The following is a 12,252-nucleotide window of genomic DNA, read 5'->3' on the forward strand; positions in this document are numbered from 1 at the left end:
CGCTATCTCGGTTCACCGTCAAGCTTGAGAGAGGAGAGAGCATGACTCTCGCACGTTCGAGACAACCTCGATCCTCATGGCAGTGGGGGTTCGGCGCGAATTCGCAATTGTTGATCCTTCCCCGTCAATGACCAAACTGGAGGCATGCTGTGACGGAGACCATTCTGATTACCGGCGGTGCAGGGTTTATTGGCCGGTATGTTGCGCGTGCGTGTCTCGATCGCGGATATAGGGTCCGTGTTCTCGACAGTCTCATCGAACAGGTTCATGGCGACAAGACAACCGCGGACGCTCTGGACCCGGATGTTGAGGTCGTTATCGGCGACGTGCGCGATGAAACCGCGGTTCTCCGCGCTCTGAAGGGCGCCACAAAGGTGGTCCATCTCGCGGCGGAGGTCGGTGTCGGACAGAGCATGTATGCTGTCGACCGCTATGTTTCGGTCAACGACTACGGCACCGCGGTGCTGTTTCAACAATTGATCAATCATCCGGTCAAACGGGTTGTCGTTGCGTCGTCCATGAGCATCTACGGCGAGGGCCTTTACCGTGACGCCGATGGACGGATCGTGCAGGACGTCACGCGTACGTCGCGCATCTCGGCGAACGATCCTTGGGATCCCCTGGATGAACAGGGCCGGCCGCTGATTCCGGAGCCAACCCCAGAGTGGAAGCGCCCGGCTCTGGCATCGGTGTATGCACTCTCGAAATACGTTCAGGAGCGCCTGACTCTGACCCTCTCGCCACCCTACGGCATGGAGGGCGTGGCGCTTCGACTCTGGAACGTCTACGGGCCCGGACAGGCCCTCTCCAATCCTTACACGGGCGTGCTCGCGATATTTTCCTCACGACTGCATAATGGGCAGCCTCCGATGATTTTTGAGGACGGTCGGCAGCGTCGCGACTTCGTGCATGTCGAGGATGTCGCCCAAGCGTTCCTGCTCGCACTTGAGCACGAGAATGCGCCCGGACAGGTCTTCAACGTTGGAAGCGGGCAGGATCGCAGCGTGTGCGAGGTTGCCGAACTTCTCGGCCGAGCGATGAATCGATCAATGGAGCCCGACATAACCGGTAAGGCGCGAGCGGGCGACATAAGGCACTGCATTGCCGACATCACCAAGATACAGCAGGAACTGGGATATGTGCCGCGCCGGGATTTTTTCGAGGGGCTGGCCGAACTCGCCGATTGGGTTGCGCAACAGGAAGCCAGGGACTTCGTTCAGGACGCACGGAAGGAACTCGAAGCGAGAGGACTGGTGGCATGAGGCAGGATGACCAGCTGGCTGCGCCGGCAACTCTTCGCTGTCACCCGATTCTTATAACAGGTGGCGCAGGCTTCATCGGCTCGAACCTTGCGGACCGGTTTGCTCAGGAAGGGCATGAGATTCTCATATTCGATGCTCTTGCGCGTCCGGGTGTGACCAGAAATCTCGACTGGCTGAAGAAGCGGTATCCGAGCAAAGTTTCTTCGGTCATTGCTGACGTTCGGGACGAGACAGCTTTGGTCGACGCCGTTCGCGACGTTCAGGCTGTTTTTCATATGGCCGCGCAGGTGGCTGTCACGACAAGCCTTGTCGATCCTCGTGAGGACTTCGAGATCAACCTTCATGGGACGCTGAACTTGCTCGATGCGCTTCGTCGCCGCGACGATCCGGCCCCTCTCGTTTTTGCCTCGACCAACAAGGTCTACGGCGATCTTGCGGATATCGAGCTCGAAAAAAAGAACGACGCCTACATACCGTGTGATTTCGCGGTCCGCGAAACCGGCATCAGCGAGCAGCGGCCGCTTGATTTTCATACTCCCTATGGATGCTCGAAAGGTGCCGCCGACCAATATGTTCTCGACTATGCCCGCTCTTTCGGGATCGCGACCTGCGTGCTGCGCATGAGCTGCATCTACGGGCAGCGGCAGATGGGGACCGAGGATCAGGGATGGGTTGCGCATTTCCTGATCCGCGCTCTGGAGGGCAAGCCAATCACTATCTACGGCGATGGCTGTCAGGTGCGCGATGTGCTCGACGTTGCCGATGCCGTCGACGCCTACGCGCAGGCATGGAAGAACATCGATCTTGTGCGGGGCCGCGCTTTCAACCTCGGTGGCGGGCCGTCAAACGCGATCAGCCTGAAGCAGCTTCTAAAGCACATTGAAGTCGTTATCGGTCACCCGGTCGAGACGGTTTATTCCGGCTGGCGTGCGGGCGATCAGCGCTACTACGTGTCTGACACCCGGTGTGCAACGCGCGAACTGGGCTTGCGAGCGCCGACGCCGTGGCAAACGGGTGTGACTGCTCTCGCCCACTGGCTGCAGGAGGAGGCGAGGGGGCTTTCCCAATCAGAACTATCAGGAGCACCCCTTCACGCGGCGGAGGCGATGTGAGAAACCGCCCGCACGTCCTGATGACGACCGATACCGTGGGCGGTGTGTGGCAATACGCCCTCGATCTCGCGGAGGGTCTGCGCCGCCGAGAATTTTTGTTTACGCTGGCGGTGCTTGGGCCGCCGCCATCTGCCGATCAATTGGCTATGGCTCGCATGACAGGCGTCGAGCTTGTCATGACCGGACTGCCGCTCGATTGGACCGCCAAAAGCCCCGACGAGGTGGAGCGAGGTGGGAAAGTGATTGCCGCATTGGCTGCGGAAAAGCGAGCCGACATCGTTCATCTCAACAGCGCAGCCCTGGCGGCGGGCGCGCGATACGGCGCTCCAGTCGTGGCTGTCTGCCATTCCTGTGTCGCCACATGGTGGCAAGCCGTGCGTTCAGGACCGATGCCGCAGGAGTTCGTGTGGCGGACAGAGCTTGTCCGCCGGGGTTACGAAACGGCCGACCTCCTTCTCGCGCCGACCACTGCCTTCGCTCGGATGACGGTTCAGGTCTATGGCCTTTCGAAGTCACCTCTGCTGGTTCCCAATGGCCGCCGCCCTTCGCGCCACATTGCACAGCGAGACCTTGAGCCCTTCGCGTTTACGGCGGGACGACTCTGGGACGAGGGCAAAAATCTTCGCACTCTCGATCGTGCTGCTGCGCGCTTGCCGACGCGCGTGCTTGCAGCCGGCGCTGTTGAGGGACCCAATGGCGCGCGCATCGATCTCCGGCACGTCGAAGCTCTCGGCAGGTTGTCCGATGACGAAGTCGCGCAGTATCTGGCCGGCCGACCCGTCTTCGTCTCGACCGCCCGATACGAGCCTTTCGGTCTTGCCGCTCTTGAGGCAGCTCAAGCAGGGTGTGCGCTTGTTTTGTCGGATATCCCGACGTTCCGCGAGTTGTGGGGCGGTGCCGCAATGTTTGTGCCTGCCGAGGACGATGAGGCGGTGGCACACGCTATTGCGCACCTTTTTCAGGAGCCGACGGTTCGCATTCGTCTCGGGGATGCGAGTCAGGAACGAGCAAGAAGCTATGGCTCGGAGGCCACGAGCGCTCGCATCGTGGCGGCCTACCGCTCGCTTCTCGGCGCGCGCGCTGAGAGCTCCTCTTTTGAGGACGCAGCTTTATGAAGATCGTTTATTTTACTCATTCGCTGTCGTCATGCTGGAACCACGGCAATGCCCATTTTCTTCGTGGCGTCCTACGCGACCTGCTTCACCGGGGGCATCAGGTGGTAGTTTACGAGCCGGAGAATGCATGGAGCCTCGAGAACCTTCTGAGGGATCACGGCCCGTCGGGCCTTGATCCTTATCACAATTTCTACCCGGAACTCACCTCTCGCACCTTTGCGCAGGATGCGGATCTCGACACTCTCTTGGCTGATGCCGATGTGACGATCGTTCACGAATGGAATGATCCACGGCTCGTTGCGGCAGTCGGCAGAATACGTCGAGACGGCGCTCAGTTCAGGCTTCTCTTTCACGACACGCATCACCGCGCCGTGAGCGATCCTGAGGCGATCCGGCAATTCGACCTTGATGATTACGACGGCGTGCTGGCTTTTGGCGAAGCGCTTGCCGAAGTTTACCGCCGCTGGGGCTGGGGCGACCGGGTCCATGTCTGGCATGAGGCCGCCGATACTCGGCTTTTTCGGCCCCCTGTAGAGTCGACGGAACGGAGTGGGCTGGTCTGGATCGGCAACTGGGGCGATGACGAACGGAGCGCAGAACTTGAAAGGTTCCTCTTCCGCCCCGCACAGGTCGTCGGGCTTCCTCTTGAAGTCTATGGTGTTCGCTATCCCGAACATGCGATCGAAATGCTGGACCGCTATCACGTCGCATATCGCGGATGGCTCCCCAACGCCCGTGCACCGGAAATTTATGCGCAGCGACTTGCGACGGTGCATGTGCCTCGCAGCTTCTATGTAGACATGCTTCCCGGCATTCCGACGATCCGCGTTTTTGAGGCTCTGGCCTGCGGCATCCCTCTCGTGTGTGCTCCCTGGCACGATAGCGAAGGACTGTTTCAGCCAGGGACCGACTATCTCGTCGCTCGCGACGAAGCCGAGATGGAGCGGCATCTGAGGGCCATCCGCAACGATGCAGAGCTCAGACGGTCTCTCGCGGAGAATGGACTTAGCACCATACGCAACCGGCATTCGTGCGCGCACCGGGTGGATCGACTGCTTGCGATTATCGACACGTATGGCACGACAGCGCCGGCGGAGATGTCAGCATGAAAATTGCATTCTATGGATCGAGCCTGTTGTCTTCGTATTGGAATGGAGCCGCTACCTATTATCGCGGCCTGTTGAGCGATCTTGCTCGGCGCGGCTACAGCATCACCTTCTACGAGCCGGACGCTTTCGACCGTCAACAGCATCGCGACATCGAAGTGCCGGATTGGGCAGATGTCCGTGTCTATCCAGCCACCGAGGACGCCGTGCGGCGCGTTATTGCGGAGGCGGCGAAGGCCGATGTCGTGGTCAAGGCCTCCGGCGTCGGCGTGTTCGATCATGAACTCCTCGAAGGCGTCGTTGCCGCCTCGCGGCCGGACGCCGTACGCATATTTTGGGATGTGGATGCACCGGCAACCCTCGCGGAATTGCGAGAGGATTCGGATCACCCTCTTCATCGGGTCATGCCGTCGCTCGATCTCGTGCTCACTTACGGCGGTGGATCGCCGGTCATAGAAGCCTATGAGGGCTTTGGAGCCCGCCGGTGCGTGCCGATCTACAATGCCCTTGACCCGGCGACGCATCATCCCGCGCCTGCCGAGGCACGGTTTAGCGCGGATCTCTCCTTCCTGGGCAATCGCCTGCCGGATCGTGAGGCGCGCGTGGAGCAGTTCTTCCTTGAGCCCGCGCAGCGTCTGCCGGGTCGCGACTTCCTGATCGGGGGCAGCGGTTGGGAGACGAAGGCGATGTCGTCCAACGTGCGCCACATCGGTCATGTCTATACGCGCGACCACAACGCCTTCAACGCGAGTCCTCTCGCGGTCCTCAACATCGCCAGAGACTCGATGGCTGCCACGGGATTCTCTCCCGCGACCCGCGTGTTCGAGGCCGTTGGCGCCGGAGCGTGCCTCATCACCGACGCCTGGGTGGGGCTTGAACTGTTCCTGAAGGAGGGCGAGGAAGTTCTTGTCGCGCGGGACGGAAAAGATGTCGTCGACCACGTCGAGGCTCTCACACCGGACCGTGCGCAGGGCATTGGCGAGGCGGGGCGTGCGCGGATCACGCGTGATCACACGTACACCCGCCGCGGTGCTGAGGTCGACGCAATCCTGCGGGCGGAGGCGTTGAGGAAGCGGGAAAGGAGCGTGGCATGAGCGGGCTTCGCGTCGTCGTCCTTGGACTGAGCCTCTCCTCATCGTGGGGCAACGGCCATGCGACCACGTTCCGTGCTCTTCTCAAAGCTTTCGCCGCGCGCGGACACGACGTTCTCTTCCTTGAGCGCGATGTACCCTGGTATGCAGCACATCGAGACCTGATCGATCCGGACTACTGCAGCCTCGCATTCTACGCCAGCCTGAGCGACCTCGAACGCTTCCGCGAGGCTGTTGAAACGGCCCATGCGGTGATTGTCGGGTCCTATGTGCCCGATGGTGTCGCTATCGGCCAATGGGTTCAAGAGACGGCCAATGGCGTTGCGGCATTTTATGACATCGATACGCCAGTCACACTGGCGAAGCTTAAGCGGGGTGAGTGCGAGTATCTGAACCCCAAGCTGATCCAGAATTACGATGTCTATTTTTCGTTCACGGGCGGGCCCACGCTCGACGTCCTGATGGATTGTTATGGTTCTCCATCCGCGCGGGCACTTTACTGTTCTGTCGATCCGGAGGACTATCCGGTGCTCGATCGGCAAAAACGCTGGGATCTCAGTTATCTTGGCACCTATAGCCCAGACCGCCAGCCCACGTTGGAGCGCCTCATGATCGAACCAGCGCGACGCGCATCTGAACTGCGCTTCGTCGTGGCGGGGCCGCAATATCCACCGAACATCGATTGGCCGACAAATGTGGAGCGCATCGATCATGTTCCGCCAGGCGAGCACGCGATTTTCTATGCGCAGAGCCGCTTCACACTCAACGTGACGCGCGCGGACATGATCCGCGCTGGCTTCAGTCCGAGCGTCCGATTGTTTGAGGCCGCCGCATGCGGCACACCGGTAATCTCGGATAGATGGGACGGAATCGAAACCCTGCTGTCCCCCGATCGAGAGATCGTGCTGGCGCACACGTCGGATCAGGTGCTCTCCGTTCTCCGGACGTGGACCGAGGATCGATCTGCCGAGATGGGGCGTGCAGCCAGGCGGCGGATCCTGGCGGAGCACACGGCAAACCATCGTGCCTGCTCGCTCGAAGCCGCGTTGATCCATGCGATGCAGAAGGAACGTCAACCCTTGCAGACGATCGGCCTCCCGAGCCTGTGACAGGCGGCTTTGCTTCTCTATGTCGTCAGCGCCCGTAGACCCGATCGAGCACGCGCGCCACATCGATCAGATGATCAGCCGAGGGATCGAACTTCTCTCCTCCAGCCAGTCGCATTGCCCATTCGCCTGCCGCGCGGCCACCCCACGCGTCCGGTGGGCTTGAGAGGGTCTCACGAGCAGTCGCACGATAGCGTTCGGCGACGAAGTCGTAAAAGGAGCCGTTCACGTTGCGAAACGCCGCGCCGCCGTCCGTGCCGTAGAACGCAGCGGAAATCAGGGCATCGCAACCCGCCTGCAGGCGCCATGAGCAGGCAAGCTGCAGGGTGGCGGCCGTTTCCAGCTCCACAGTCGCCAAGGCATAATCCTCCACGCGGTCGGGACGCGGACCCAAGCGCTCACCGCCTGCGAACAAGTGTCCGCTAACACGAGACACGCCCGGATAGTCCAGCGCCCATAACGCCAGGTCAACCATGTGCACACCGAGGTCCATCACGCAGCCCCCGCCCGAAAGCGCGGGATCGTAAAACCATGGCTTGTCTGGTCCGTAGGCATTGTGAAAGGCCAGGTCCACGGCATAGATCCGTCCAAGTTGCCCGGAGCGGATGAGCTCGCGGATCTGGCGCATGCCTTCGGTGTACCGATAGGATAGATCGACGCCGAGGAGGCGATTTGCATTGCGAGCGGCGCTCACAACGGCTCGCACTTCGGCCTCCGTTCGCCCAAGCGGTTTCTGGCAAAACACGGCTGCTCCAGCCTCGAGCGCGCGGATGGACTGTTGCGCATGCAGCGCACTAGGGGTCGCGATGACGACACCGTCCACGCCGATGTCCAGCAGTTCGTCAAGGGTCGAGACGAGGGCAGCATCGGGCGCTGCCTGTTGCGCCTGGGCCGCCATTTCAGCTGATGGATCTGCAATAGCGGCCACATCGACGGCACCTGTTTCAACGATCGCTTGCATTCGATGTCGGCCGATCCAGCCCACACCGAGAAAACCGACGCGAGGCCGAGTGCCCGGTGCCTCACGCTGCCAGCCGGCGACAACCTCCGTCATCGGAACACCACCAGTGCTTTTAAAAATCCTTCAGGACGGTCGCGCGTAGCGTTGAGTGCGTCGTCCAATCGTTCAAGCGGGAAGAAATGCGTGTAGAGAGAGCGTGGATCGACGCGTCCGGACGCCACGGCATCGACGGCTTCACGAATGCCCTGCAGGTAAATTTTGGGATCGCGCTCATGCGCGTTGATCACGTCCAGGCCACGCCAGTTCCACAGCCACATATTGATTTGCCGGGGACCGTCCTGATGATAACCAGCAATGATCAATCGTCCGCGTTCCCGGGTGATCTCCGCCGCCAAGTCGAGCGGCCACTGCTTTCCGACTGCCTCTATGACGAGGTCGCAAAAAACGCCGCCGGTCAGCTCTTTGAGGCGCGCGATGATATCGTTGTGATCTTCCATCCGAATGGTCTCCGCCGCACCCATGGTGCGGGCGATGTCCAGCGAAAAAGAACGTCGTGAAATGGCGATCACCCGCGCCCCGGCATTCGTTGCAAGTTGTGTCAGGATGGCGCCGAGGAAGCCAATCCCGATGATCGCAACTGTTTGTCCGGCTTTGATGTTGCTGCGGCGGAAGATGTTCATTGCGCAGCCAAGCGGTTCTCCTGGGAAAGGCAGGCTCGCGAGCGAGGCGGGGAGCCGCACCACGGAACCCGCCTCGGCGACATCATATTCGGCATAACTCTTGTACGAGAGAGCGGCGACGCGGTCGCCGATCCCGAGCCCCTCGACGCCTTCGCCGACGGCATCGATTATGCCCCAGCCTTCGTGGCCCAATGAGCCGGCCTCAGTTGGGTAGCTCATCCAGTCCGGTCCGGCCCATGGGGTGAGGTTGGATGCGCAAACGCCGCATCCTTCGAGCCGCACTCGGACCTGTCCTGTTCCAGGCTTGGGGATCCGCACAGGCTCGATTTTTAACCGGCCGGGTCCGGTCAGAACTGCGGCTCTCATTGTCCGGGGCATTGCTGCCGGCTCTGTCATCCTGGTTTCATCTCGACGATCAGTGGAACGAATCCCGTGGGTTGCTCCTGGTCGATTCCGCAATTCTTCCTCCGCACATAGAGGTTGCGGAAATAGAGTAACGAACAAGCGCTTCAAGAAGCGCTGTGAGCATCCATCCTTCAGGAGCGTTGCGGACGTGCCGAGCAGGTGCCCCGATGAGAGCGCCTATTGCGCAGAGCGACGATCCTCCGCGTCGAGCTTGTCCAGCACCTCCTCGGGGACCACATCCCGTTCCAACTCGGACAAACTCGGATCGCTCGCTTCATCGATACGCAGATGCCGCGCGATGGCGATTGTGAGGGAAAGGAGGCGGGTGATCTCGTGCTCGGACAGGAGGTTCGTCTGGAGATCCAGCTCCGCTCGCCGTTCCGCGGCGGCAGCGTCCCTGTTCTGACTGATCAGCACGAACGTGGAGAGGAAAATGGCCTCAACCGAGGCCACGGTTGCGAGAATAACGAAGGTCGGATCGAACGGCGGGATGGATGGCAGCCACCCGAGATTGATCCACGTCCACCCGCCAACAAAAGCCAGGTGAATATAAATGAACGTCATGCTGCCGGCGAACTGGGTTATGGTCGCTGCGATCTTGTCCTGCAGGCTCGCAGCCTGCTTCTCCTCTTCGCGTCGCTTGCGCAAGAGCTTGATATTGCGGCTCAGGACGGTGGCGAAGCCTTCCGAACTGTCACCGCGAGGTTCGGTGTGCTTGCTACCCGCAGGGCCCACAATCCGCTCCCGAAATCAACATTTCAGGAAGTGAACGCCGCCATTTGCGAAGGGTTCACACGGCAAGGGAGCCCACAAGCCCGTGCGGGAAGCGTACCTTCGTTGCAGCGGCGCGCTGGCACGGCGAACCCGGGCGCGAGGCCACGCTTCTGTGCCATGCCGTTTAGTTGTTTCGGCGATTTGGCCGTTGGCAGGGCAGGGTCCATTGCGGCGGCGGAAGGCGTTGCGTCACCAGACGAACCCCAAAGAACCCGTCAAGCCGCTCCGGCGTCAACACCTCGTCAGCTTGGCCTATCGTGAGAAGACGGCCCTCGTACATGAGCGCGAGCTCGTCTGCCGTGTGGGCAGCAAGCTGGAGATCGTGCAAAACCGCAACGATTGTCAAACCCTCCGCAGTGAGGCGGCGAGCTTCCTGGAGCAATGCAAGCTGATGTCTCAGGTCGAGGCTGGCGGTTGGCTCATCGAGAAACAGCACCTGGCGTGCTTCCATTGTTCGTCCAGCTTTCAGTTGCGCGAGCACGCGTGCGAAATGGACCCGCTGGCGCCGAGGTGGTACGCCTCTGCTTCTCCGAGCCCCAGGGCATTCAGGCCCCGCGCCAGAAATGGCGTCGCGAGCAGCATTGGGAAGATAAGCGGGAACACGGCTGTTACCTTGGTCCATGTCGCGCCGCCAAGCGAGCCGAGCGACCAGAATGCGAGGTCGCGTAATTGACGGTCGTTGCTGAGGTAAGAGAAGAGCCCCATGACGGCGCCCGCCACCGCGCCGAAGGCAACCCCCGCGAGAAGCATCGTCGCGATGGATGTGCGTCCGCCCCGCGTTGCAACCAGATAGAGCGGCCAAGTTGTTAACAGGCCGCCGAGGAAAGCACCTACCGGCAACGCGCCAAACGGAATGGGACCGATGAGTGGAGCAAGGAGCGTGTCCCCGAGGGTGATCGTCGCCGCCGCCGCAAGCGCCGCTCCGGCCGAAACGCCCACGAGGAATGAGAGGGTTGATGATGCGGCCGTTGTCCCAAACGTCCGTATCCTGCACCACGGAGGCTTCGATCAGGCAGGGACTTGAGGCGAAGTCCGATGGTGTTCTGGAGGTCGTCGCGGCCGATCATAATGTGCCGCTGCAACGCGTAGTCGACTCTCTGCCGGCCGGCATGGCGATTGCGGCAGACGGAAGCCTGTTTGAACAGGCTTGGCGCGATATGACGGAGTGGGGTGAAATGACCTTTATCGTTCATACGCGAGACGGCGTGTTCGAGTGCAGCGGGGCAATACCGCCGGAGTCAGCGGGTCGGGGCTACTTCAACGTTCGCGGGGAAAGCCCCCTAAGCGGACATCTCAAGGCAGAGCGTTGTCGCTCGATCTATTTTGTCGATCGACCGTTTTTTGGAAAACGCTCCTGCCCGGTGCATTTCATCAACATAGACGGCGAGGCCATGTTCAAGATCTTCGTCGGCCGGAACGGCGACCGGAGCCTCAAGGGGGATCAGGTCGCACGATTCGAAGCACTGCGTGAGATGTTGTCGCAGCATGCCCATTTCGCCGAATTCTGAATGGAGCGGACCGGAACACCGGTATCGAGCGCATCAGCGGCGCTCGAGTCTTTCGCGCAAGGCCTGCATGTCCTTGTAGACCGCTTCAAGATCGCTGACGTGGAATCCCCTCGCGAGCTCGGGTGAGTGGGCCCTCAACGCGTCGTGCAGCTCTCCCGTATACCGGGCGGTTCCGTCCGGTTCGACGACGAGGCCCTTCTCCGCCTCGAAGGCGCTGTTCCAGGCGATCGCTTCTTTCCAAGGCAAGTTCGGCGGGAGATCGAGATCAAGCGCGCCGTCCCGCAACCGAACCGGGTAGCCGCCAGGAAGGCCGTTAGGACCAGGGGCGTGACCCTCCCACGGGTCATCCTGGGCCAAGGCAAGGACCAGGGGGACGCCGCTTGCACCGGAAATGTCGATGACAGGCTCCGGCGTAAGTTTTACATCCGTGAATTCGCCATAGACGTCGGGGATCTCGCGCCCATCGATCCAGACGCGCGGCGGCTTCCCCGCGCGCTCGCTCGCCTTCGCCCTGAACGGCGCGAGATTCTGGTAATGCGCCAGAAGTTTAATGCGATCACGATCGATCTGGTGAGCGCCGGCAAAAACTGCCGACAGGATGGCGACATTTCCCATGCCGCTGACGACAGCGTGCCCCGACGAAGTAATGATGCCATTGACCACATCGGGGAACGAACAGTTGATCAATGCGATCGCCCGCCCGCTTGCTGTGATCGCATGAGCAACACGGGACGAAATCAGCGCCTGTGAGACAGCCGTGGCGCTCAAGCCACCCTTGCGAACCAGATCAGACCATGCGTCGCCCGTCGTCGCGATAACAGCCGAAGTCTGGACGGACGCTGCCTGGACGATCACCTTCGGCTCGGTTTCTGCGATCATTCGCGCCGGCGCCGCAGGTTCAAGGAGATCAACTTCCAAACCGCGAAAGCGGGCAGGACAGCCAAAGATCGATGCTCGGGCATTTGCTGCCGTCACGAGCCAGTTCAAGCGTTCCCGATTGCGCCCGGCGATGACACCCTCGACGGGCTTCTTCGCGGTAGCGGCGATATCGAAGACGATACGAGCGGCGAAGCTGCCAGTTCCGGAGACCAGCACGTCACATGATTCGACCATCTCTCTTCTCCTGCCGATA

Annotated in this window: 12 protein-coding genes and 1 pseudogene; 7 read left to right on the plus strand and 6 right to left on the minus strand. The window is 61.1% G+C overall.

The features are described 5' to 3' along the window. Positions 1 to 149: 149 nt before the first annotated feature. The 6 genes from FEZ63_RS15935 to FEZ63_RS15960 are packed head-to-tail and all read left to right on the plus strand — an operon-like array spanning position 150 to position 6,795. Positions 150 to 1,262: an NAD-dependent epimerase/dehydratase family protein gene (locus FEZ63_RS15935; protein WP_150946240.1), complete on the plus strand. Its 1,113-nt coding sequence runs from the start codon at positions 150 to 152 to the stop codon at positions 1,260 to 1,262. After that, positions 1,259 to 2,374 (plus strand): NAD-dependent epimerase/dehydratase family protein, encoded by a 1,116-nt coding sequence (locus FEZ63_RS15940; RefSeq protein WP_150946242.1) that lies wholly within the window; start codon positions 1,259 to 1,261, stop codon positions 2,372 to 2,374. Before FEZ63_RS15935 ends, FEZ63_RS15940 begins: the two co-directional genes overlap by 4 nt. Then, entirely contained in the window at positions 2,371 to 3,489 is a 1,119-nt protein-coding gene (locus FEZ63_RS15945; RefSeq protein WP_244622824.1) for a glycosyltransferase family 4 protein, read from the plus strand. The genes FEZ63_RS15940 and FEZ63_RS15945 overlap by 4 nt, the downstream gene beginning before the upstream one ends. Continuing rightward, positions 3,486 to 4,598, plus strand: a complete 1,113-nt coding sequence (locus FEZ63_RS15950; protein WP_150946243.1) for a CgeB family protein — start codon at positions 3,486 to 3,488, stop codon at positions 4,596 to 4,598. Before FEZ63_RS15945 ends, FEZ63_RS15950 begins: the two co-directional genes overlap by 4 nt. Further along, on the plus strand, positions 4,595 to 5,689 hold the full coding sequence (locus FEZ63_RS15955) for a CgeB family protein (RefSeq protein WP_150946245.1): 1,095 nt from the start codon (positions 4,595 to 4,597) through the stop codon (positions 5,687 to 5,689). Before FEZ63_RS15950 ends, FEZ63_RS15955 begins: the two co-directional genes overlap by 4 nt. Further along, positions 5,686 to 6,795: a CgeB family protein gene (locus tag FEZ63_RS15960; RefSeq protein WP_150946247.1), complete on the plus strand. Its 1,110-nt coding sequence runs from the start codon at positions 5,686 to 5,688 to the stop codon at positions 6,793 to 6,795. The genes FEZ63_RS15955 and FEZ63_RS15960 overlap by 4 nt, the downstream gene beginning before the upstream one ends. Before the next feature lie 25 nt (positions 6,796 to 6,820). Here FEZ63_RS15960 and FEZ63_RS15965 read toward each other — a convergent pair whose 3' ends face one another. The 5 genes and pseudogenes from FEZ63_RS15965 to FEZ63_RS15985 form a co-directional block, all read right to left on the minus strand. After that, the gene (locus FEZ63_RS15965) at positions 6,821 to 7,846 is read right to left on the minus strand and encodes a Gfo/Idh/MocA family protein (protein ID WP_150946249.1); all 1,026 of its coding nucleotides are present in this window, start codon (positions 7,844 to 7,846) and stop codon (positions 6,821 to 6,823) included. Next, complete coding sequence (locus tag FEZ63_RS15970) at positions 7,843 to 8,829, minus strand: MDR/zinc-dependent alcohol dehydrogenase-like family protein (protein ID WP_244622825.1); 987 nt, start codon at positions 8,827 to 8,829, stop codon at positions 7,843 to 7,845. Before FEZ63_RS15970 ends, FEZ63_RS15965 begins: the two co-directional genes overlap by 4 nt. A 186-nt stretch (positions 8,830 to 9,015) precedes the next feature. Beyond that, on the minus strand, positions 9,016 to 9,573 hold the full coding sequence (locus FEZ63_RS15975; RefSeq protein ID WP_201274179.1) for a DUF1003 domain-containing protein: 558 nt from the start codon (positions 9,571 to 9,573) through the stop codon (positions 9,016 to 9,018). Positions 9,574 to 9,736: 163 nt separating this feature from the next. Then, the gene (locus FEZ63_RS15980; RefSeq protein ID WP_150946253.1) at positions 9,737 to 10,063 is read right to left on the minus strand and encodes an ATP-binding cassette domain-containing protein; all 327 of its coding nucleotides are present in this window, start codon (positions 10,061 to 10,063) and stop codon (positions 9,737 to 9,739) included. A 53-nt stretch (positions 10,064 to 10,116) separates the two neighbouring features. Then, positions 10,117 to 10,554, minus strand: a pseudogene (locus FEZ63_RS15985) (iron chelate uptake ABC transporter family permease subunit); the annotation flags it as partial. A gap of 14 nt (positions 10,555 to 10,568) precedes the next feature. Here FEZ63_RS15985 and hutX point away from each other — a divergent pair. Beyond that, entirely contained in the window at positions 10,569 to 11,120 is a 552-nt protein-coding gene (gene hutX, locus FEZ63_RS15990) for a heme utilization cystosolic carrier protein HutX (protein WP_150946257.1), read from the plus strand. Positions 11,121 to 11,153: 33 nt separating this feature from the next. On the opposite strand, the gene FEZ63_RS15995 is transcribed toward hutX, so the two are convergent. Further along, on the minus strand, positions 11,154 to 12,233 hold the full coding sequence (locus FEZ63_RS15995) for a hypothetical protein (protein WP_150946259.1): 1,080 nt from the start codon (positions 12,231 to 12,233) through the stop codon (positions 11,154 to 11,156). Positions 12,234 to 12,252 lie beyond the last annotated feature (19 nt).

It is taken from the genome of Microvirga brassicacearum, assembly GCF_008757455.1.
Classification (GTDB): domain Bacteria; phylum Pseudomonadota; class Alphaproteobacteria; order Rhizobiales; family Beijerinckiaceae; genus Microvirga; species Microvirga brassicacearum.